This window comes from Streptomyces sp. NPDC002785 (assembly GCF_040295565.1).
Lineage (GTDB): Bacteria > Actinomycetota > Actinomycetes > Streptomycetales > Streptomycetaceae > Streptomyces.
Window position 1 is genome coordinate 1 of record NZ_JBEOVN010000129.1, and the last position, 22,230, is coordinate 22,230.

At 70.0% G+C, this 22,230-nt stretch carries 18 protein-coding genes and 3 pseudogenes; 16 read left to right on the forward strand and 5 right to left on the reverse strand.

Features of this window, described 5'->3' with window-relative positions; translation table 11 throughout:
• The 16 genes and pseudogenes from ABTZ94_RS25470 to ABTZ94_RS25540 form a co-directional block, all read left to right on the forward strand.
• A pseudogene (locus ABTZ94_RS25470) lies at positions 1-168 on the forward strand (DNA starvation/stationary phase protection protein); the annotation flags it as partial.
• 77 nt (positions 169-245) lie between these two features.
• The gene (locus tag ABTZ94_RS25475) at positions 246-1,199 is read left to right on the forward strand and encodes an alpha/beta hydrolase (RefSeq protein WP_351203753.1); all 954 of its coding nucleotides are present in this window, start codon (positions 246-248) and stop codon (positions 1,197-1,199) included.
• Between the two features lie 17 nt (positions 1,200-1,216).
• Complete coding sequence (locus ABTZ94_RS25480) at positions 1,217-3,097, forward strand: amidohydrolase (protein WP_351203784.1); 1,881 nt, start codon at positions 1,217-1,219, stop codon at positions 3,095-3,097.
• Between the two features lie 15 nt (positions 3,098-3,112).
• Positions 3,113-3,859, forward strand: a complete 747-nt coding sequence (locus ABTZ94_RS25485) for a GPR1/FUN34/YaaH family transporter (protein ID WP_351203755.1) — start codon at positions 3,113-3,115, stop codon at positions 3,857-3,859.
• 46 nt (positions 3,860-3,905) lie between these two features.
• On the forward strand, positions 3,906-4,220 hold the full coding sequence (locus tag ABTZ94_RS25490) for a GNAT family N-acetyltransferase (protein ID WP_351203757.1): 315 nt from the start codon (positions 3,906-3,908) through the stop codon (positions 4,218-4,220).
• A 14-nt stretch (positions 4,221-4,234) separates the two neighbouring features.
• A pseudogene (locus ABTZ94_RS37975) lies at positions 4,235-4,437 on the forward strand (alpha/beta hydrolase); the annotation flags it as partial.
• Positions 4,438-4,745: 308 nt separating this feature from the next.
• Complete coding sequence (locus ABTZ94_RS25495; protein ID WP_351203759.1) at positions 4,746-4,997, forward strand: hypothetical protein; 252 nt, start codon at positions 4,746-4,748, stop codon at positions 4,995-4,997.
• A gap of 110 nt (positions 4,998-5,107) precedes the next feature.
• Positions 5,108-5,371, forward strand: coding sequence for a helix-turn-helix domain-containing protein (locus ABTZ94_RS25500; RefSeq protein WP_351203761.1), 264 nt, complete (start codon positions 5,108-5,110; stop codon positions 5,369-5,371).
• A gap of 139 nt (positions 5,372-5,510) precedes the next feature.
• Positions 5,511-6,347: an alpha/beta fold hydrolase gene (locus tag ABTZ94_RS25505; protein WP_351203763.1), complete on the forward strand. Its 837-nt coding sequence runs from the start codon at positions 5,511-5,513 to the stop codon at positions 6,345-6,347.
• A 68-nt stretch (positions 6,348-6,415) separates the two neighbouring features.
• Complete coding sequence (locus ABTZ94_RS25510; RefSeq protein WP_351203765.1) at positions 6,416-7,513, forward strand: LLM class flavin-dependent oxidoreductase; 1,098 nt, start codon at positions 6,416-6,418, stop codon at positions 7,511-7,513.
• Positions 7,510-8,124 carry an FMN reductase gene (locus ABTZ94_RS25515; protein ID WP_351203767.1) on the forward strand — a complete coding sequence of 205 codons (615 nt, stop codon included), beginning with the start codon at positions 7,510-7,512 and terminating at the stop codon, positions 8,122-8,124. The genes ABTZ94_RS25510 and ABTZ94_RS25515 overlap by 4 nt, the downstream gene beginning before the upstream one ends.
• A 106-nt stretch (positions 8,125-8,230) precedes the next feature.
• Positions 8,231-11,080, forward strand: coding sequence for an ATP-binding protein (locus ABTZ94_RS25520; protein ID WP_502967303.1), 2,850 nt, complete (start codon positions 8,231-8,233; stop codon positions 11,078-11,080).
• Positions 11,081-11,221: 141 nt separating this feature from the next.
• Positions 11,222-12,469 carry a PucR family transcriptional regulator gene (locus tag ABTZ94_RS25525; protein ID WP_351203771.1) on the forward strand — a complete coding sequence of 416 codons (1,248 nt, stop codon included), beginning with the start codon at positions 11,222-11,224 and terminating at the stop codon, positions 12,467-12,469.
• Between the two features lie 157 nt (positions 12,470-12,626).
• Positions 12,627-13,484 carry an alpha/beta fold hydrolase gene (locus ABTZ94_RS25530; RefSeq protein WP_351203772.1) on the forward strand — a complete coding sequence of 286 codons (858 nt, stop codon included), beginning with the start codon at positions 12,627-12,629 and terminating at the stop codon, positions 13,482-13,484.
• Between the two features lie 394 nt (positions 13,485-13,878).
• Positions 13,879-14,613 carry an alpha/beta fold hydrolase gene (locus tag ABTZ94_RS25535; protein WP_351203774.1) on the forward strand — a complete coding sequence of 245 codons (735 nt, stop codon included), beginning with the start codon at positions 13,879-13,881 and terminating at the stop codon, positions 14,611-14,613.
• Between the two features lie 176 nt (positions 14,614-14,789).
• On the forward strand, positions 14,790-15,344 hold the full coding sequence (locus ABTZ94_RS25540; protein ID WP_351203786.1) for an SsgA family sporulation/cell division regulator: 555 nt from the start codon (positions 14,790-14,792) through the stop codon (positions 15,342-15,344).
• Positions 15,345-15,383: 39 nt separating this feature from the next.
• Here ABTZ94_RS25540 and ABTZ94_RS25545 read toward each other — a convergent pair whose 3' ends face one another.
• The 5 genes and pseudogenes from ABTZ94_RS25545 to ABTZ94_RS25565 form a co-directional block, all read right to left on the reverse strand.
• Entirely contained in the window at positions 15,384-17,456 is a 2,073-nt protein-coding gene (locus ABTZ94_RS25545) for a discoidin domain-containing protein (RefSeq protein WP_351203776.1), read from the reverse strand.
• Between the two features lie 207 nt (positions 17,457-17,663).
• A complete protein-coding gene (locus ABTZ94_RS25550; protein ID WP_351203778.1) occupies positions 17,664-18,917 on the reverse strand; it encodes an MFS transporter in 1,254 nt (417 codons plus the stop codon).
• Positions 18,918-18,931: 14 nt separating this feature from the next.
• On the reverse strand, positions 18,932-20,299 hold the full coding sequence (locus ABTZ94_RS25555; protein ID WP_351203780.1) for a GH1 family beta-glucosidase: 1,368 nt from the start codon (positions 20,297-20,299) through the stop codon (positions 18,932-18,934).
• A gap of 538 nt (positions 20,300-20,837) precedes the next feature.
• Positions 20,838-21,500, reverse strand: coding sequence for a TetR/AcrR family transcriptional regulator (locus tag ABTZ94_RS25560; RefSeq protein ID WP_351203782.1), 663 nt, complete (start codon positions 21,498-21,500; stop codon positions 20,838-20,840).
• A gap of 100 nt (positions 21,501-21,600) precedes the next feature.
• A pseudogene (locus ABTZ94_RS25565) lies at positions 21,601-21,873 on the reverse strand (leucine zipper domain-containing protein); the annotation flags it as partial.
• Positions 21,874-22,230 lie beyond the last annotated feature (357 nt).

A 22,230-nucleotide genomic window follows, 5' to 3' on the forward strand; every position in this document is an offset into this window, starting at 1 on the left:
CTGCACCAGAAGGGCGCCGGAACCCAGGCGTTCGGCACGCTCGAGCAGCTGCCGATCGGCCTCGGCCACGACACCCGCACGTAGGCCTGCCAGCGACTGAACCGCGTAGTCGCCGACACGCAGACCCTGTACTCCCTTTACAAGAAGCACCACTGGCTCATGCGCGGGCGACCTTCCTCGACGTCGCGCGCGGCACCCGCTGAACGCCCGCCCCATTCCGCACACCCTCCGAAGGAGAACCCCTCATGTCGAACCGGCCGACCCTCGAACCAGCCGCCCAGGCGTTCGCCGAGGCCACCGCCCAGCCGCCGTTCCTCTACCAGATTCCCGTGGCGGACGGCCGCAAGGCCGTGGACGACGTCCAGAGCGGTGAAGGCGTCCTGCTGCCCGCCGTCGACGAGGAATGGATCACTGTCCACGGCGGTCCGACCGGCGACGTCCGCGCCCGGATCGTCCGCCCGAGCGGTGCCACCGGCCCCCTCCCCGTCATCCTCTACATCCACGGCGCGGGCTGGGTCTTCGGCAACGCCCACACCCACGACCGGCTCGTCCGCGAACTCGCCGTCGGCACCGGGGCGGCCGTTGTCTTCCCCGAGTACGACCTCTCGCCCGAGGCCCGCTACCCCGTCGCCATCGAGCAGAACTACAGCGTCGCCCAGTGGATCGCCCGCGAGGGACACCACAAGGAGCTCGACGGCACCCGGATCGCCGTCGCCGGCGACTCGGTCGGCGGCAACATGACCGCTGCCCTCACCCTCATGGCCAAGCAGCGCGGCGACGTCCGCCTCGCCCACCAGGTCCTCTTCTACCCGGTCACCGACGCGAGCTTCGACACCGACTCGTACCAGCAGTTCGCCGAGGGCTACTTCCTGCGCCGCGACGGCATGCAGTGGTTCTGGGACCAGTACACGACCGACGAGGCCGAGCGCGCCCAGATCACCGCCTCGCCGCTGCGCGCCACCACCGACCAGCTGACCGGCCTGCCGCCCGCCCTGGTCATCACCGCCGAAGCCGACGTCCTGCGCGATGAGGGCGAGGCGTACGCGGCGAAGCTCCGCGCCGCCGGAGTCCCCGTCACCGCCCTGCGCGTACAGGGGGTCATTCACGACTTCGTCATGCTGAACGCGCTGCGCGAGACGCGGGCCGCGGAACTCGCCATCGGTGTCGCGATCGACACCCTGCGCAAGGCCCTTGCGTGATGGGGCCGTCGATGAGCATGCCGACGACGAGCATGCCTGTGGCGGGCCTCGTGCCCGGCCCGCGGCAGGAACAGCCGCAGGCCGACCTCCTCGTCCGCAACGCGAAGGTGTTCACCGGTGACCCCGACCGCCCCGAGGCCCGCGCCGTCGCGATCCGCGACGGCCGGGTCGCGGCCCTCGGTGACGACCACGACCTCGCCCACCTCGTCGGCCCGGGAACCAGGGTCGTAGACGCCCTCGGGCGCCGGGTGATTCCCGGCCTGAACGACTCACACCTGCACGTCATTCGGGGCGGCCTGAACTACGTCCTGGAACTGCGCTGGGACGGTGTGCGCAGCCTCCGACAGGCCCTCGCCATGCTGCGCGAGCAGGCCGGCCGCACCCCCAAGGGGCAGTGGATCCGGGTCGTCGGCGGCTGGACCGCCGAGCAGTTCGCCGAGCGCAGGATGCCCACCGTCGCCGAGCTGAACGCCGCCGCCCCCGACACCCCGGTATTCGTCCTGCACCTGTACCAGTCGGCCCTGATGAACCGGGCCGCGGTGCGGGCCGCCGGATTCACCCGAGACACCCCCGACCCGCGCGGGGGGCAGATCGTACGGGGCCGGGACGGCGAACCCAACGGGGTCCTCCTCGCAGCGCCGGGCGCCCTCATCCTGTACTCGACCCTGGCCAAAGCACCGGCCCTCGACGAGGCCGACAAGCGGACGTCGACGCGACACTTCCTCCGCGAGCTCAACCGCTTCGGACTGACCTCCGCGGTCGACGCCGCCGGCGGGTTCCAGAACTTCCCCGACAACTACGTCACGGTCGTCGACCTCGCCCGGTCGGGGGAGCTCTCCCTGCGCATCGCCTACCACCTGTTCCCGCAGACAGCCGGCCAGGAGCTCGCCGACCTGAAGCGCTGGACCGAGATGGTGAAGCCCGAGGACGGGGACGAGTGGCTCCGGCTGAACGGCGCGGGCGAGAACCTGACCTGGGCCGCCGCCGACTTCGAGAACTTCTCCGAACCCCGGCCCGAACTCGCCGCGGGGTACGAGGCCGAGTTCGAGCGGGCCGTCCGGCTCCTGATGGAGAACGGCTGGGGCTTCCGGCTCCACGCGACCTACGACGAGACGATCCGGCGCGATCTGGCCGTCTTCGAGAAGCTCGCGGCGGAAGGACTCTTCCCCGGCGGCAACCGCTGGCTCTTCGATCACGCGGAGACCGTCTCGGCCGACAGCCTGGACCGGATCGCGGCCCTCGGCGGCGCCCTGTCCATCCAGAACCGCATGTCCTTCCAGGGCACCGCCTTCCGTGACCGCTACGGCGCTGAGGCCGCCGCCCACACCCCGCCGGTCCGGGCGATGCTCGACCGGGGCCTGACTGTGGCCGCCGGAACCGACGCCACCCGCGTCTCCTCCTACAACCCATGGGTCGCGCTGCACTGGCTGGTGACCGGGCGCACCGTCGGCGGCACGGCGCTCTACCCGGCCGAGAACCTGATCAGCAGGGAGACCGCCCTCGTCCTCTACACCCGCGGAGGGGCGCGACTCACCGGTGAGCAGGACGTCAAGGGAGTCCTGCGGGAAGGCTGTTACGGCGACCTCGCGATCCTGTCCGACGACTACCTCACCGTGCCCGAGGCGGCCATCCCCGACATCGAGTCCGTGCTCACCGTCGTCGGCGGCCGCATCGTCTACGCGAGCGCGGAGTACGAGGGGCTCGACGAGGCCCTCCCGCCGGTCAATCCGGCGTGGAGCCCGGTGGCCCACTTCGGCGGTTACCAGGGCGGTGCTCGCCAGGCGTCGCTCGTGGCCGAGGCCGTCGCCGAGTCCGAGCAGCACCGCCAGTGGCGTGTTGCCCGTGGCTCCGCTCCCGAAGCGCCTCTGCCGTTCTACGACCCCTGCTTCGAGCACTGAAAGAGGGAACCACCAATGAGTACCGCTTCCGCCGCCGCCGCCGCTGCCGGCGCCGACGACGCGCCGGGCGACCGGCCGGACACACCGCCGGGACGCCACTTCGAACCCGACCTCCGGTCGATGACCCGGATCAACCTGCGCCCCATCGCCTCCCCCATGCCGCTGGGCTTCTTCACGGTGGCGATCGCCTCCGTGATGACGGGATGCCTGCAGCTCGGGCTCTTCGAGACCGAGGCCCGTCGTGCCGTCGCCCTGTGCGTGCTGCCGGCGTTCGCCCTGCAATTCCTGGTGAGCATCCTGGCCTTCGGGGCCCGGGACGTGATCGCGGCGACGCTCATGGGCACGTTCGCCGGCAGCTGGCTGGCCTACGCGCTCGTCATGTTCAGCGGCGCAGCCGAGGGCCTCCGCGTGCTGGGCGTCTTCAATCTGGCGTTCCTCTGCTTCGGGGCGCTGATGGCCGCCGTGACGCGGCCGAAGCGCGCACTGTGGTTCGTCCTCGTGGTTTCCCTGCCCCGCTGGGCGGCCACCGGTCTGTCGGGGCTGACCGGCGCCGAATGGCTCACGCGCACGTCCGGGGCCTTCGGCCTCGTGGTGGCGCTCGTCGCGACGTACGCGGCATTCGCCCTGATGCTGGAGGACATGCGCAGCGAGGAGGTGCTGCCGATCGGCCGCAGCGGCCCCGCCCACGCCGCCGTCGAGGGCGACCTCGGGGTCCAGCTCCGCAACCTGGAACGCCAGGCGGGCGTGCGCCGCACGCTCTGAACATGCCGACTGATCCCCTTGACACCGTGACCGCACAGGAGCACCTATGGAACCGCAGGTGGTGAACCGCCCCGAGACGTCCCGCTACGAGATCCTCGCCGGTGACGACGGCACCGAGACCGCAGGCTTCGCCGAGTACCACCTCTCGGAGGGCGAGATCGCCTTCATCCACACCGAGACCGATCCCCGGTTCGCGGGTCGGGGGCTGGGCGGGCTGCTCGCCCGGGGCGCTCTCGACGACGCCCGGGCACGCGGGTTGCACGTCCTGCCGTACTGCCCCTTCATCCGGGGGTGGATCGGCAAGCACCCCGAGTACGCCGACCTGGTGCCCGAGGCGCGCCGCGCACATTTCGGTCTCTGAAGCACGCCGACCCCCGACCGGCCGCGGCGTGGAGGAGCAAGCCCTCGTGGGGGCCTGATCGCCACCTCCGACCGGACCATCAACCCCGATGTGGAGCGCTACGGCTACGAGCGGCATGACCACCATCGAGGTCGACTCCTCGCATCTGGTCATGCTTGCCCAGGCCAAGCGCGTGGCCGAGCTGATCCAGGACGGGGTCCGGTCCACCGCTGTCTGACGCGCGCTCCGGCCCGGGGCCGGTTCGAGCCCACCCCTCGGAGTGAGCTCGAACGATGGGGCGATGATGTTCGAGCGCTGATAGCCTCCGGCCGCCCACCGAGAAACACCTGGTGGGCGGCCGGAGGAAGTACACCCATGAGGTTCGGTGCGAGACTCGCGCTCGCCGTCACCACCCTCGCATTCACGGTCACCGCCTGCGGTGCCCCGCAGAGCAGGCGAGATCACCGAGGCAGCCCGACTGGGCGGCGCGTCACCCCGGCGGATCTTCTGGCACATCACTCTGCCGTTGATCAGACCCCGGGTCGTGTGGCTGCTCGTGGGCAGAGAGCCGTGCAGATCGCCCTGCGTGCCGGGAACCGATCCCCGGCCGAGGACCTCGCGGCCCGGCACTCCGCCCGTAACCCTTCCGTGCCGACCCCGCACGGAATCGCCGCCCACACGGCTGCCCTGGTGAACTCCGACAACGCCCTCCTGGAGCGGTCCGTCCGGATTCTCCGGGCCGGACCCGCCCCCTACACCTCGCAGCCACCTTCGCCGACCTCGGGCGCGCGCTGCTGACCACCGGCGACGGCGCCGCTATACCCGCGCTGACCAGGGCGTACGAGGCGTACGCGCAAGCAGGAGCCGGCTCCGAGGCCGACCGGGTCCGGGCGGTCCTGGACCGGGCCATGATCCGCTCCAGCCGGCGCACCGCGGCTGGGCCGCGCCCCATCGAGGGCTGGGCCGCGCTCACTGCCTCGGAGGCGAAGGTCGCCCGGCTGGTTGCCGCAGGGCACACCGACCGGTCGGCCGCCGCCGCTCTGGTCGTCTCCCCGCACACGGTGAACACCCATCTGGCGTCGATCTTCCGCAAGCTCCCGGTCAACTCCAGGGTCGAGTTGACCCGGCTCGTGCCGGCGGAAGCCGACGTCGAGCCGGCCGACGCCGGTTGATTCCGGGCGGAACTCTGCGCCCGTGGGCAAGGTGTGGTGCGCCGCGCGACAACAGGCGGCGCCGCGCCGACCATAGCGTGACGGCATTCCGTGCCGCACCGATGCGCGGACCAGCCGACCCGAATTGAGGAAGCACCCCATGCCTTACATCACCGTGGGCCAGGAGAACTCCACCGCCATCGACCTGTACTACGAGGACCACGGTGCCGGTCAGCCGGTCGTCCTCATCCACGGCTTCCCGCTCGACGGGCACTCCTGGGAGCGGCAGAGCGCTGCGCTGCTCGACGCCGGCTACCGCGTGATCACTTACGACCGCCGCGGATTCGGGCAGTCCGCCCAGCCGACGGCCGGGTACGACTACGACACCTTCGCCGCCGACCTGAACACCGTGATGGAGACCCTCGACCTGCGCAACGCCGTCCTGGTCGGGTTCTCCATGGGCACCGGTGAGGTCGCCCGCTATGTGTCCGCGTACGGCTCCGACCGGGTCGCCAAGGTCGCCTTCCTGGCCTCGTTGGAGCCCTTCCTGCTCAAGAACGACGACAACCCCGACGGCGTCGCCCCCAAGGAGTTCTTCGACGGAGTCGTCGCCGCCGTCAAGGCCGACCGGTACGCCTACTACACGGCCTTCTTCAACGACTTCTACAACCTCGACGAGAACCTCGGCACCAGGATCAGCGCCGAAGCGGTGAGCAACAGCTGGAACGTCGCGGCCGGCGGCGGTTCCTTCGCGGCCGCGGCCGCGCCCTCCACCTGGTACACCGACTTCCGCGCCGACATCCCCGCCGTCGACGTCCCGGCGCTCATCCTGCACGGAACGGCCGACCGGATCCTCCCGGCCGAGGGAACGGCGCGCCCGTTCCACAAGATGCTCCCGTCCGCCGACTACGTGGAGATCGAGGGCGCCCCGCACGGCCTCCTGTGGACCCACGCGGAGGAGGTCAACACGGCCCTCCTCGCCTTCCTGTCGAAGTGACGCCGCACCCGCCGCTTCCACGGCCCACGTCCGCAGGATCCAGACAGATTCAGGAGAGCAGAGAGCCCATGCAGTTCGGCATCTTCACCGTCGGGGACGTGACACCCGACCCCACCACCGGCCGCACGCCGTCGGAGCACGAGCGCATCAAGGCGATGATCGCCATCGCGCTCAAGGCCGAGGAAGTCGGCCTGGACGTCTTCGCGACCGGCGAGCACCACAACCCGCCGTTCGTACCGTCGTCCCCGACCACCATGCTCGGTTACATCGCCGCCCGCACCGAGAAGCTGATCCTGTCCACCGCCACGACGCTGATCACCACCAACGACCCGGTGAAGATCGCGGAGGACTACGCGATGCTCCAGCACCTGGCCGACGGTCGGGTCGACCTCATGCTGGGGCGTGGCAACACCGGCCCGGTGTACCCGTGGTTCGGGCAGGACATCCGCCAGGGCATCAACCTTGCCAAGGAAAACTACGCGCTGCTGCGCCGGCTGTGGCGCGAGGACACCGTGGACTGGGAGGGCACGTTCCGTACACCCCTGCAGGCCTTCACCTCGACACCCCGGCCGCTGGACGGCGTCCCGCCATTCGTCTGGCACGGATCCATCAGGTCCCCGGAGATAGCGGAGCAGGCCGCGTTCTACGGCGACGGCTTCTTCCACAACAACATCTTCTGGCCGGCGGACCACACCAGGCGCATGGTTCAGCTGTACCGACGCCGGTACGCTCACCACGGTCACGGCCGTCCGGAGGACGCCATCGTGGGTCTCGGCGGACAGGTCTTCATGCGGAAGAACTCCCAGGACGCCGTACGGGAGTTCCGCCCCTACTTCGACAATGCTCCCGTGTACGGCCACGGTCCGTCGCTGGAGGAGTTCACCGAGCAGACCCCGCTGACCGTGGGCTCTCCCCAGCAGGTCATCGAGCGGACCCTGACCTTCCGGGAGAGCGTCGGCGACTACCAGCGCCAGCTCTTCCTGATGGATCACGCGGGCCTGCCCCTGAAGACCGTCCTGGAACAGTTCGACATCCTCGGCGAAGAGGTCGTGCCCGTGCTGCGCAAGGAGTTCGCGAACGGACGCCCGGCCGACGTGCCGAACGGGCCGACGCACACGGCACGGGGCACCGCCGCCGCGACGACGCGGGGAGCGACCGCCGCATGAAGCTGATCGCCGTTTCCGCGGGGCTGAGCACCCCCTCCTCCACCCGACTGCTCGCGGACCGGCTCATCGAGTCCACCCGCGGCGAACTCGCGGCCCAGGGGCATACCGTGCCGACCGAGGTCATCGAGTTGCGCGAACTGGCCCGCGACGTCGCCAACCATCTCGTAACCGGCTTTCCACCGTCCCGACTGGCCGCGGCGATCGACGCGGTGACGGAGGCCGATGGCCTGATCGTCGTGACTCCCGTCTTCACCGCTTCCTACAGCGGGCTGTTCAAGTCTTTCTTCGACCTGATCGACCCGGACGCCCTCACCGGGAAACCGGTCCTGGTCGCGGCGACGGGTGGTACCGCCCGCCACTCCCTGGTCCTGGAGCACGCCCTGCGCCCGCTCTTTGCCTATCTGCGCGCCGCCGTCGTCCCCACGGCGGTGTACGCGGCGTCCGAGGACTGGGGATCAGGGGGAGACGAGTACACCGATGGCCTTCCCGCGCGCATCCGGCGGGCGGGCGGCGAGCTGGCCGCGCTCATGGCCGCCCGCCCGGCCCGCGCCGAGCCCGAGGACGACGTCACCGCGCTCGAACGGCAACTCGCCGACCTGCGCTTCGACTGAGGTCGAGGACACCCTCGGGGAGGTCGGGCCGGCCCCATGCTTCATACTGATCCGCCGTTACCGCACCCGGAACCGAGTCTCGTCCGGTGCGGCCCCCCGCGGCGGAATGAGAGTGAACCGATTGACAGCATGGCCTTTTCCCGAGGACCTCGGCGGCGTGAGGGCGCCGGTCCGCGGCAGGGAGGCGGAACTGGCGTTCATCGAGGAGCGGCTCGACTCGCTGGCCCGCCGCGAAGGTGGGATCGTCCGTGTCGAAGGCCCCGCGGGCAGCGGCAAGACCATGATCCTCGTGGAGGCTTCGGCATCCGCGAAGCGGCGCGGGATGCGGGTGTTCCACGGGGGAGCGGACCCCGACGACCAGTTCGTGCCGCTCGCCCCGCTGCTGGAGGGGCTGATCTCCGGGGAGGAACCGCTGCCGGACGCCGCCCGGCTCCGGGACCTTGCCACGGTGCCCAGCCAGCGGTTCTGGCTGCTCCAGGAACTGGTGGACCGCTTGCGGGAGGCGGCGCGGGGCGAGCCCCTGCTCATCGTCCTCGACGACCTCCAGTGGTGTGATGACCTGACACTCCTCACCTTTCACACCCTCGCGGCCGGACTCTCGCCGCACGCGATCCTGTGGCTGGTGGCCGTGCGCAGCGGAAGCGTGCCGCCGGGCGTGCGCACGACGCTGGACAGGATCCAGCAGGCGGGCGCGCACGAAGTGGCCCTGGGTCCGCTCGCGGACCAGGCGGTCGCGCAGATCGCGGAGGACGTCCTGGGCGCGGTTCCTGACCCGGACGTCCTCCGCGTCGCCCGCCGCGCCGACGGTGTTCCGCAGCTGCTGGCCGAGCTGCTCGGCGGGCTGCGGGACGAGGGGGTGGTGACGGTCGACAACGGCACGGCCCGGCTGTCGGCCGGATCCCTCCCCGTCCGCGCCCTCCCCATCCGTCCCCTGCCCTCCGTTGTGCGCCGCCTCGGCCTGCTGTCCGACGCGGCTCGCGAACTCGTGGAAACGGCAGCCGTCGTGGGCCGCCCGGTCACCGTGGGTCTCCTGGCCGAACTGCTCGGCAGGTCGTCGGGGGCACTGATCACCGCAGTGCGGGAATCCCTCGATTCCGACCTGCTTACCGAAGGGGGCGATCACCTGGAATTCCGCCACGAGCTGATCCGCGAGGCGTTGGAAGCCGGTCTTCCCCTCTCCGTGCGCCGAACCCTGCGCCGTCAGGCCGAGGCGCTACTGGAGAGCGCGACACCCCCGGTCGAAACCGCCACGCCACCGGTCGGCGGCGCGGAGCCCGGTGATCGGGCGGCCGTCGACCGGCTGCGCACCGCTGCAGCGGAACTCGCGGCCACCGCTCCCGGGTCGGCCGCGGACCTCAGCATCAGAGCGCTGGAACTCACCGCGGCGGACGCTCCGGAACGGCCGACGGTCATCGCCGAGACGATCCCGCTGCTCTGGCAGACGGGGCAGCGGGCCCGCGCCCGGCACCTGGGGGCCTCGGCCCTGTCGACCGGTGGCCTCAGGCCCGAGGACGAGGCACGGATACGCCTCGGCCTGGCGCGCCTGTCCTCCGAGTGCGACTTCTCCGAGGCGGTCCGGCAGGCCCGTGCCGGGGCGGCACTGCCGGGGATCCCGGTGGCCCTGCGGGCCCGACTGCTCGCGCTGCTCTGTCTCAACCTGTCGATGTCGGGCGACAACGAGGCGGCCGAGCAGGCCGTAGCCGAGGCGCTGGAGACCGTCGAAGCGGCCGGGGACCGGGCCGCCGAGGCCACCTTCAGGGTGGTCGACTCGATCGTGAGCTTTCACCGGATGGACTGGAACGAGGCGTTCCGTCAGGTGGACCGGGCCGCCGAGCTGGGCATCGTGCCTTCCGTGTGGGTTCCGGAGGCGCTGTGGCAGGGCTTCCTGCTGAACGCGGCCGGCCGCTCCGCGGAGGCGCTGTCCGTCGCGGAGGCCGCCCTTCGGAACACCCGGAACGTGGGCCATGCGGCCGCCACACGCATGTGGCTCATGATCCGTACCCGAGTCCTCCTCGACGCCGGACGGCTGACGGACGCCCGGGCCGAGGCGGAAGCCGCGTCCGCGACGACGGACGAGCTCGGCATGGGCAACCTCGCCGACATCACGCTCTCGTACACGCTGATGCGCGTCGCACTCCACACCGGCGACCAGGAGGCCGTACGAGGGTACGCGGCCGATGCGCGGCGGATGCGAAGCGACAGTGCACCGCTCGTCCGCAACATGGGCTCCTGGATGCTGGCGCTGCTGGCGGACTGCGAAGGCCGGCCCGGCCGCGCCATGGCCGCACTCGACGACGTGATGGCGGCGCTCGCCGAGGATCGGCCTTCCCTCGTCGGCCCGGTCGACCCCGCAGACGCCCCCGTCCTCGTCCGCATGGCGCTGCGGGCCGGCGCACACGAGCAGGCCGCGCTCGCGGTCGCAGTGGCCGAGCGACGGGCCGCGCGCAACCCCGACGTCACGATCCTCGCCGCCACGGCCGCGCACGCCCGCGGGCTGCACGACAACGACTTCGGTCACCTCCTGCACGCGGTCCGGTTGTACGAGGACTGCCCCCGGCCGATCGCCCGAGCGTCGGCGCTGGAGGACGCCGGCCGCAAGCTCGCCGCCACCCGTATCTCCGAAGCGGTGCCGTACCTGGACAAGGCCCTCGCCCTTTACACGCGAGCAGGCGCCGAGCGGGACGTCGCACGCGTCCGCCGACGTCTGCGGGGCGCGGGCGTCCGCCGACCGCCCTCGTCGGCCGGATACGTCAAGGAATGGCCCGAGCTGACGGCGTCCGAGGTCCGTGTGGCACGGCTCGTGGCTCAAGGACTGACGAACCTTCAGGTGGCCGAGCGGCTCTCCCTCTCGCCGCACACAGTGAGTTCGCACCTGCGCCGCGCCTTCACCAAGCTCGACATCACCTCGCGAACGGAGTTGGCACGGCTGGTAGGGACCCGCGACAGCGGAGAGTAATCACCTCGTATCCCCTGTCGATGCCGTGTCCCATGGACGATTCGTGCGATGTGCTGACGTCGTCGCTTCCTCAGAATCATCAAGAGCTGCGGAAAGGAGAAAAGATCCGCAGGTCACAGGTGGTCGAGAGAGGAACAGTGCATGACCGTAAGGCCTCAGCGGGCCCGTCCTGGCAGCCCCGAGCTTCAGGCGCTTGTCGACGAACTCGCGGAGAAGCTGGGCCGGTCCGTCGCGGTCGACGATCCGCTGGTCCGTATGATCTGCACGAGCCGCCACTTCGGTGACGAGGACCCGGTGCGCATCGGCACGCTGCTGCAGGGCCGCGCCGACAACGCGACCGTCCGATACGTTCTCGGCCAGGGCGTAGCCCAGTGGCCGAAGCCCGGATTCATCGAGGGCCGGGACGATCTCGGACTGCTTTCCCGCTACGTCGTGCCGCTGCGAGAGCGCGGGTACCTCCTCGGGCTTCTGGTAGTGGTCGCGCCGGAAAAGTCGCTCGCGGAGCAGGAGACCGAAGCCATCGCGCGGGCGGCCGAGGCCATGGCCGCCCAGATGTACGCGGAGCACCTCGCCGCCGACACCCGGAAGACCGACGAGCGGACCCTGGTGTCGGAGCTGATCGACACCAACGTCGCCACGTCTACCGCCGCACGCCGGCGGGCGATGGAGTCCGGGATGCTCGGGGAGGCCGAGCACGTCCTGGTCACCGTCGTCCAGCTGTGCCGCGGCACGGAGCCCGTGCGGCAGGCCGAGGCAGCCCTGTGGGGGACGTTGGAAGGCTTCCGGCAGACACGATCGGCGCAGGGCTTCATCGCGATCGACCAGGAGCGGGCGATCCTGCTCCAGCTGAGCGACCGGGCTTCCGGTCCGGCCGAGGTCGCCGCCCAGTCCGCCCGCATCCTTGAGGAACTCACCACGTTCCTGGACCCGTCGGCGGCCCCCGTGATTGGCGTCGGCGGGCGGCACCTGGGCCTGCACGACGCGTGGAGGTCGTACGAGCAGTCGCTCGTGGCGGCTCGCGCTGCGCGCCGGCTGCCCTCCCTGAAGAGCATGGGCGACTGGGACCTGCTCGGGGAGTTCGCCGTGCTCCTCCAACTCCCGGAGCACGCCCTGAACGAGTCCCTCGTCCCGAAGCCGCTCCACACCCTGAATGAGGCCAACGGCGGTGACCGGCTGCGGGACACCCTGCGGTGCTTCCTCGAAAACGCCGGCTCGATCCCCAGGACCGCGGACGCGCTGAAACTTCACCGCACGTCGCTCTACTACCGCCTGCGCCAGATCCAGGAGATCACCGGACTCGACCTGAACGACGGTGCACACCGGCTCACTCTGCACCTGGGGCTCAGGATCGAGGAACTCCTCACCACAGGCGACGACGTGGGCGCGTGATCCCCTCCCTGTCTCGTGGCCGGCTCCCACCGCTTCGACGAAACGAGAATGGCCTCCCGCCCGATTCCTACAGCGCGCGGTGGCGGCGCCGCGCCGCATCCGAAACTGTGAGGGACGAGGCGGGCGTGACGGCCAGGCCTTGACCAGGAGAGATGTAATGAGAGAACTGATCACGACGGACGGGACACGGCTCGCGTACCGAGACAGTGGGGGCGAGGGTGTGCCTCTGGTCATGCTGCACGGCTGGGGCCAGACGCAGGCGATGTTCCGCCACCAGATCGCGGATCTGTCCCCCGGCCGTCGCGTCGTCACCATTGACCTGCGCGGCCACGGGCTGTCAGACAAGCCGCATCACGGCTATCGCATCGCTCGCCTCTCCCACGACGTGCTCGAACTCGTCGACCATCTCCGGCTGGAGCGTTTCGACGCGCTGGGCTGGTCCATGGGCGTCTCGGTGTGGTGGAGCTTCATCGACCAGTACGGCACCGGACGGATCCGGCGCTTCGTCGCCGTGGACCAGCCGGCAGCCGTCGCCGCCGTTCCTTGGATGACCGAGCGGGAGCAGCAGGACTCCGGCGCCATCTTCGATGTGTCGGCGCTTCTCGCCCTGGGCGCCGCACTCGCGGCGCCGGGGGGCGACAAAGTGCGTGCCGACTTCGTACGCGGCATGTTCTCCGGCGAGCCCGACCCGGAGCTGCTCGCCTTCGTCGCCGAGCAGATCACCGCGACACCCGCCTACGCCGGCGTACCTCTGCTGTTCGACCACTGCGCTCAGGACTGGCGCGACGTCCTTCCCAGGGTCGATGTGCCGACCCTGGTGATCGGCTGCGAGGGAAGCCATGTGCACCCCGATTCGCAGCGTTTCATCGCCGAGCAGATTCCCGATGCGCGACTGCATGTCTTCCCCTCCGACGTGGCGAGCTCGCACTTCCCCTTCCTCGAAAACCCGGCCGCGTTCAACGCGGTGGTCGAGAAGTTCCTGGCCGAGGAACCATACGGTGTGGAGTTCCGCTGACCCGATCCCTTGTTCAGAATTCTTTCCGGAATGCCGGGCGAGGGGGACGGGAAATTCCTCTACCTCGGTATGCATGTCCGCGGGCTCGCTTGCGACCTCGGTCTTCGCCGCGACGGTCACCGGCGCCCGCGTTCCCCGTCGCCGGTCTCGCGCTCCGTTGCAGGAGTTCTCGCCCGACTCCTGCCTGAGCCACCGCAGGAGCACCCCCCGCCGCGCACCGACTCGCCGTGGCCACGCATCGCCTGGGGGAAATGCGTGGGGTCAGTGCGCTGTCATGACAGCGGCGGTACGCCGGTGCGCAAGGGGTGTCGTCCCTTCGGCTCTACCGTGGGCGCCTTCGGCGCACTGCGCGACGCCCCGCACGGCGACCTGACACCGAGAAGAGAACCTCCCCATGACCACCCCCGCCCCCACCGTCGTCCTCGTACACGGCGCCTTCGTCGACGCGGCAGCCTGGATAGGCGTCATCTCGGAACTGCGGAGCTGCGGCATCCCGGTGATCGCGCCGCCGAACCCACTGCGCGGCCTCGCCTCCGACGCCGCCTGCGTCGCCTCCGTCGTCTCCCAGATCGACGGCCCCGTCATACTCGTCGGTCACTCCTACGGCGGCGCGCTGATCACCGTGGCCGGCGCCGCGGAGAACGTCGTCGGGCTCGTGTACGTTGCCGCGTACATACCGCATGAGGGCGAGAGCCTCGGCGAGCTGCAGGGGCGTTTCCCCGACTCCCCGCTGGCGAGCAACTTGAAGGAGTGGACGTACCCCCTCCTCGACGGCGGCTCAGCCATTGAGGTCACCATCGACGAGGCGGCCTTCCCCTCCGTCTTCGCCGCGGATGTGGCGGAGGATGTCACCAGGGTCCTGGCAGCGGCCCAACGCCCGCTCGCCGCCGTGGCCTTCACCGAGACGGCCTCTGCGGCCGCGTGGCGGACGAAGCTGTCCTGGGCCCTGGTGGCCGGGGCCGACCGCGCGATCAACCCCTATGTGCAGCGCTTTGGCGCTGAGCGCGCCGGGGCCATCGTCGTCGAGCTCCCGGACGCCTCCCACGCCGTCGCCCTGTCCGAACCCAAGCAGGTCGCCGACCTGATCCGGGACGCGGTACGGGCGACGAGCCGACCGGGCCGGCCCTGATCTTCAAGGTGTGCGCACGAGGTCAAGATCGCGTGCTTGGGGAGACTCGCCGCCATCCGGAGAACCCGTAATTTCGAGTGGTGGCGAAAGGAATTGGCATGAGACTCCCCGTTGAGAAAGGAATCAACGTGACAGTTCAGTCGGTGGTGGGTGAATGGCATGAACTGTCCTTGCTTATGCGGCACTTGCCGGATGATCCGCTGGCGATTCGGATGGATTTTCTCGTGACCGAGAACGAGCCAGCGGCCGCCACCTGGGTGTTCAGTCGGGATCTGCTCGCCACTGGGCTCATCCTTCCGTCGGGCGAGGGTGATGTGCGAGTCCGTCCGCACGGTGAGGACGAGACGGACGTCGAACTCATCTCGGGACGGGCCTGGTGTGTCGTCAGGATGGCATCGGCCGATGTGCGTGACTTCTGTGGACCGGTCACTTGCGGACGGCAAGTTCCGCTCCCTGACATCTCACTCGTCGGGCGAAGCATCAGGGAGGTGACCGTGCAGCTGGTACGGCTTCTCGTCGGGATGGATACGGACGCGGGTACGGCGCCAGGCGGCATCGAAGGAGAGGCTGCCGCTGCTCGCCCGGACCAGCCGCCAGGCTCCCGCGACGGGCCCAGCTGTATTGAACCGTTCCGCATCCTTCCCGCACTCGCCCAGGCACCGGCACCGGCAGGGCGCCTGGGCTCTTCGTGGCGTGCCGGGACGTCAGGCCGGCCGGACCGGGAGAGTTGATCCGGCCGGTCCCGGCCAGGGACACCGCCGCCGGTGCCGTCAGTCGCTGTAGACACCGACCTCTTGGAGTGAGAAGCCCCACTCGGTGCCGCGCTCCAAGCCTTGGATTCGTACGTAGCGCGCCGGAGTTCGGGCGAACCGCACGGTGTCCAGGCCGCCGTCACCAGCGGCCGTGGACCATGCCGTCTGCCAGTTCTCGCCGTCCTGCGACAGCTCGATGCGGTACGACTTCGCGTATGCCGCCTCCCAGTCGAGGGTGACGCGCTTGACCGGCTTCGCGGATCCGAGGTCGATCTGCAGCCACTGGTCGTTCTTCCACTCGCTGGCCCAGCGGGTGCCCTTGTCTCCGTCCACGGCCTTGCCGGGAGCGAAGCTGACGAAGGGGTTCCACCACTCCGACGTGGACGCCGAGGCGGCCGCACCCGAGGCCAGATTCACCCCGGACTTGTGCTTCTCGGTGTTCCCCCAGGTGCGCAGGTAGGACTCGGCACCTGCGAAGAGGTCGTCCACGATCTCCTGGCCGCCGACGATCCGGATGTCCTCGATCCAGTCCGGGACCATGCCGTAGTGCGCGCCGCCGTCGGTGTTGAAGTCCCACGTGCGCTCGCCGGTGGTCTGCTTGTCGATCACCGATCCGCCGTCCGTGCTGCGGAAGGGGTACTTCACCGGGTTGGGGGTGTCCCCGCCCCGCGGGGCCGGCCAGCCGCCGACGCCGTTCATGTCGGTGCCGTAGCCGTAGCCGACCTGGTACTTCTCGCGCAGCGCGTCCGTGCGCCTGGCCTCCGCGCTGAAGCCCTCGGAGCCGCCCATGTACTGGGCGGCGAACCCACCCAGCTTGTAGAGGCGTTCGGTCCAGCCCAGGTCCATCCAGCTGTGCGAGGAGATGGCGCCCGGGTACGACTCGGATTCGAGGATGTCGAAGGCCTGGTCAGCGGCCTTGACGCTCATGTGGTCGAGCTCCAGCATCATGTTGCGCTTCATCATGCCGCGCACCGCGTACGCCCCCAGGTCGGTCAGCCCGCGGGTGTTGCACTGCGCGCCCGAGGCGTACGAGGGGACGGCCACGCCCTCCGGGAGCTGCTTCTCCGCCTGTGGTGCCGCCGCGTTGCCGATGGGGTTGTCGTGCTGCGGGCCGCGGCAGTTCTCCGTCTTCCAGAACGTGCCGGTCGACAGGAACTGGCCCACGTTGATCGCCGTACCGAGCGCGCCGGAGTCGTAGCGCACCCCGCACAGGGCGTTGTCGAACTTGTGGCACAGGAACATGCTGCTCACGCCCAGTTCATGCAGTTCGTCCAGACCGCGGTCGATGTCGTCCTTGCTGCACTGCGCGATGTCCAGGATCTGCTTGCAGCCGAACGGCTCCGAGGTCTCGACGCCCAGGACGACGGCCAGCTTGCCCTGCTCGATGACCTTTCGGGCTTGCGCGCTGTCCGTGACGATCCGGAACCAGCCCTTGCCCGGGCCGCCGTACATCTTGTCGATGAAGGCCTGCATGTCGTAGGTCTTCTTCGCCTCAAGGCGGATGGCGGTCATCTCGTCGCAGCTACGGTCCTTGAAGAAGTAGACCGAGCAGATCACGCCGTTGGTGACCAGGTCGTTGACCAGCACCCGCTGGCCGCCGCGCCAGGCCCGCTCGATCCAGGCGTAGTAGTTCTGCTGGTGGGTCAGCGAGTCGTGGGCGGGCCAGTCCTTGAAGGTGGGCCACCCGTTGGGGTCGTGCTTGCCGTCGCCCCCCTTGGTGATCATGTCGAAGATGGCGAGCGAGCCGTCGGGGTAGTGCTCGGGGCAGTCCTTGAGCGCGTCGGCGACGCCCTGCTCCGAGAAGGGCTTGCCGCAGATCAGCCGGCCGCCGAAGCCTTCGTTGGACATGATGTGGTCGTGGGCGTCGACGAAGCCTCTTACGCGGCCCTGGGCGTCGGTGCCCTTGAAGGGCTCGCCCGTGACGTCGATCTGCGAGTCGGGTGCGGGCCGCGCGGTCGGGGTCCACCAGCCGGGGTCGGGCTCCGCCGCGGAGCTGGGCATCGGGCCGAGTACCAGGGCCATCACGGCGAGGAGCAGTGACACCACCGTGAGGGATCCGACTCTGCGGCGCGGAGGTTGAACCATGGTCATCACACACCTTGATTGACATGCGCATTCAAGTTACTGACGGGTTTTTCAGAATCGCGACCCCCGTCGGCGGAGTCAACGGTCCGGGCCGAAAAACATGAGAATTTCTCATCTTCAGTGAACTCGTGCTCAACTGCGGCCAGTTGATGGTTGATCGAGCATCGAAAGTCGAATGGCCCGCACGGGCGGGCCCGCCCGTGCGGACCATCGTCAGGCCACGCTGCGGATGCGGTTGACGAGGAGGCCGCCGATGAGGGTGACCAGGGCCGTGGTGGTGTAGAGGCCGGTGTAGCCGCCGAGGTGGGTGATGATCGGCGCGGCGAGGGCGGGGGCGAGGACCTGCGGGCCGGAGTTGGCGATGTTGATGACGCCGAGGTCTTTGGCACGGCCGGCGGCCTCGGGCAGGACTTGCGTGACCAGGGCCTGGTCGACGGCGAGGTAGACGCCGTAACCCGCGCCGAGGACGGCCGCGGCGGCGAGGGCGGACGGCCAGGTGTGGAGCAGGGCGAGCAGCACTGCTGCTGCGGCCATGACAAACGAACAGAGGACGACGAAGACCTTGCGGCGTCCGACGCGGTCGGACAGGACACCGGCGGGGATGGCCGTGAGTGCGGCGCAGAGGGTGTAGATCACCGTGAGGATCAGTACGCCGGTGCCAGGGTCGCCGTAGTGGACGGCGTCGGCGAGGAAGTAGAACAGGTAGAGGGTGCCGAGGGCGTTGCCGAGGTTGATCAGGAACCGGGTGAGCCAGGCCCAGCCGAAGTCGGGGTGCTGCCGGGGACTCACCCAGAGCGAGCGGGCGAAGGCGCGGGCATCGAAGGCGGGGCGCAGCGCCCGGGACAGGGGCGGCTCGGAGTGGCGCAGCACGAAGGGGAGGGCGAGTGCGACGGTGAGCACGGCGAGGGTGCCGTAGCCGGAGCGGACACCGGTGATCAGCTGTGTGGTGATCAGCGCGCCGAGGACGAGGCCGAAGGACTGCATGAGGCCGGTCCAGCCGGAGACCTGAGCGCGTTGGGTGAGCGGTACACGGTCGGCGATCGGGGTGGTGACCCCGACCAGCATCGCGTTCAGGCCTGCCTGCGCGAGGCACCAGCCGACGGCGACCCCGGCCACGGTGTGCTGGGTGGCGGTGACCGCCAGCCCCGCCGCCCCGGCGAGGGCGCCGCCGAGGATCCAGGGCCGACGGCGGCCGAACCGGCTCGTGGTGCGGTCGGACCATGCACCGGCGAGCGGGTTGGCCACCACCGCGACGAGCGCGCCGAGGCCGGTGACGAGTGAGAGCGCATCGTTCTTGCCGTGCGGGTCGATCTGCTCCAATTGGAGTGGCAGCAGGATCTGGATGGGTGTCATGAACGCCATGAAGACGGCGAGCGTGGCCAGCGAGAGGTTCGCCGTCCAGCCGGCCCTGACCGGGACGGTGGGCTCGGCGAAGACGGCGGCGTCCGCCGCGGAGGCATGGGACATGACGACTCCGTCGCTCAGGACCGTTGGGAGGCGATCAGGTCGCGGTACCAGTCGAAGCTCGCCCGGGGCGTGCGACGTCGGGTGGCGAAGTCGACCTCGACCAGACCGAAGCGCTGGTGATAGCCCTCGGCCCACTCGAAGTTGTCGAGCAGCGACCAGGTGAAGTAGCCGCGCACGTCCACCCCGCGGGACACGGCGCGGGCGACCGCGTCGATGTGTCCGGCGAGGTACTCGATGCGCGCCTGGTCGTGCAGCCCGGCCGGCTGCGAGCAGCCGTTCTCGGTGATCCACACCGGCGGAAGGTCGTCGCTGTAGCGGGCCTTGAGGCCGGTGAGCAGCTCTGTGAGCCCGTCGGGGACCACTGGCCAGTCGAAAGCGGTTCGCTCGTACGGCTCCGCGGGCTCGGCCAGGTCGAAGGGCAGCGCGGCGGCAGGGTCGGCCGGGGCGGTCACCCAGGTGGGGTTGTAGTAGTTGACGCCCAGCCCGTCCAGCGGAGCGGAAATCGTGGCGAGATCGCCGTCGCGCACCACTCCTCCCCAGCTCGGGTCGGTCATGCCGTAGGCCGACAGGTCGGGATAACTACCCAGCAGCAGCGGGTCGTTGAAGAGCCGGTTGTGCAGGACGTCATAGGCGGAGGCCGCCGCCACGTCCGTGTCCTGCCGGGCGTCGGGGCGCAGGCGGACGGGTGTGCAGTTGTTGGCGATCAGTATCTGCCCACCTGGAACGGCGGCCCGCAGCGCCGCGGTCGCGAGGCCATGGCCGAGCAACTGGTGATGTGCGACGGGCAGTGCGTCGAGCATCAGTGCGCGGCCCGGGGCGTGGACGCCGAAGCCGTAGCCGAAAGACATGTGAACGAAGGGCTCGTTCAGGGTGATCCACCGCTTGACCCGGTCGCCCAGCCGTTCCGCGACCACGGCCGCGTACTCGGCGAAGCGATTGGCGGTCTCGCGGTTCAGCCATCCGCCTTCGTCCTCCAGGGCCTGCGGCAGGTCCCAATGGAACAGGGTGGGTGTGGGCTCGATCCCGGCGTCGAGCAGCGCGTCGACCAGGCGCTCGTAGAAGTCCAGTCCGCGCGGCTCGACCTTGCCCGCGCCGGTCGGCAGGATGCGAGGCCAGGAGACCGAGAAGCGGTACGCGTCGAGTCCGAGCCGGCGCATCAGCGTGACGTCCTCGTCGAACCTGTGGTGGTGGTCGCAGGCGACGTCGCCGGTGTGGCCGTCGCGTACGGCCCCGGGGCGCCGTACGAAGGTGTCCCAGATGGACGCCCCCTTGCCGTCCTCGTCGGCCGCGCCCTCGATCTGGTACGCGGCGGTCGAGGCGCCCCAGGCGAAGTCGGCCGGGAGGCGGGGGAGTCGGGTGGCATCCGTGGGGCTCGTCGTCACTGGCGCCTGCCTTCATTGGTGATGCGCGAGTCGCCCAGGTTCGGCCGCCCGCGCGCGGCTCCGGAATTCTGCCGACGGCCGCTCTTCGCGCCCTGACGGCAGCCTGGGGGCGGCTGTTCGTGACCGGGGCACGCCGTCCAAGGTGGGCCGCACCGTAACATGAACCAGCGTTCACGTTCTATGGGTCGGACCTGGCCACGACCTGGCCGACGGGGAGCGGGAGGGGCGCTGCTCGGGCAGTGGCAGCGTTGGCCGGGACCGCCCCCAGGGCGAACGTCGAGGCCGAGACCACGGTCCGCGGCGGCGGACCTCGGATGGTGGCAGATCTCGGTGGCCGGCTCGGCGAGCCCCCGGAGTCGGCGCCCGGCGGGGCCTCGGGTGGCTGGGCTCGGCCGGGGCGAGTTGCCGGGCAGAGCGTGGCCGGGATGATGGCCCGTGTCACGACGCCCAGGGTGCGGGGCCGGTCAGCGGCGGTATCGGTCGGCCCGACAGCCCGGACCCACAGCCCTGGGCCCGGTGAGCCGCTGAGCGCCCCGGTTCACCCTTCCGCGGCCGTCAGCCGGCCGTGCAGGTTCTCCCAGTAGGCGTTCAGCATCAGCTTGAGCTCGTCCACGGTTTCCAGGTCCGGCTCGCCGTCGCTCTTGAACACTTCGTGCAGCACGGCGTTGGCGGCCCACACCACCATCCGCGTCGCCCGTTGCACCCGGTGGCCGCCGGGCCCGCCGGTCAGGTGCTCCACGATGCGTTGCAGGCCCTCGGCGATGTATGTGTTGCTCGCCTCGTCGGCCCGCGCGAGCTCGGGACTGAGGTGCCGCCCGGCCCACAGAGCCATGCCGCCCGTCTGGGACCGGATGAGCTCGGCGTAGACGCCGACCATCATGCCGACCGGGTCGGTCAGTTCACCCTCGACGGTACGCTCGACGAGTCCGTCGATGGCGGCCTTGAAGGCATCGAGGTACCGCTGGCCCAGCGCGTCCACGACGGCGCTCTTGTCCGGGTAGAACTGGTAGATACTGCCGACCGGCGTGCCCGCCTCCTCGGCGATCCGTCGCATCGTCAGCGCCTCGTACCCCTCCTGTGACAGGATCCGGTCGACCGCAGCAAGGATGGCCTCGACCCGGGCCCGGCTGCGTGCCTGCTGAGGCTGCCTCCGTAGCCGCGCCCGCGACGTCGGCTGCGGCTTGCCTGCTTCCGTCACCACGTGCCCCCGGTCGTCCGATGACGCGAACGTAGCACGCGGCCACGGAGCGGGGGCCGGCCATGCTGCGCCCCCGCTCCGTGCGCCGGCTACAACAAGGCCGAAGCCGTCGACAAGCTCCGCGAGGCAGCACACGGATCTTGATGATCCGCCGCTCGATGCGGGTCGTCCGGCGTGGGCTGTGGTGCGGGCGCGAGGACCGGTCGGTCATGCCGGCCTCGCCCATCTCCCGGTAGCGGCCGGCCCACCGCTGGGCCGTCGTCGGCGAGACCTGGAAGCGTTCGGCTGCCCGGCGCAGGGACCAGCCGTCATCCACGACGCAGCGGGCCAGGCGCAGACGTCCGGTCTCGGTCAGGGGTGCATTACGGTCGGGCACGAGGGCCTTTCGGTCGGTGTAGACGTCGCAATCCGCACCGAACCCGGAAGGCCCTCACCCATTCAAGAACCCTCAGCCGAGGTCTCGCTCACCTGTCCACAACCTCCCCGGACAGAACACCTGGTTCACCCTCGACGGCACCGACCACACCACCCACAAGGAACAGGGCGGCATGATCCGCCGCTACATCACCTGGCGAAACCGCCATGCCAACGACCGGCGCCTACGCGCTGTCGTCGACAGGGCAAACGTTGCCTGATCCGGCACTAGTAGTGCGTCGCTGCTTAGCTGTGGGTTGTCTGGTTGGGAAGCTGATGTCTGGCAGATCCTTCTTCCGTTCTGCCGGACAGGGGTGGT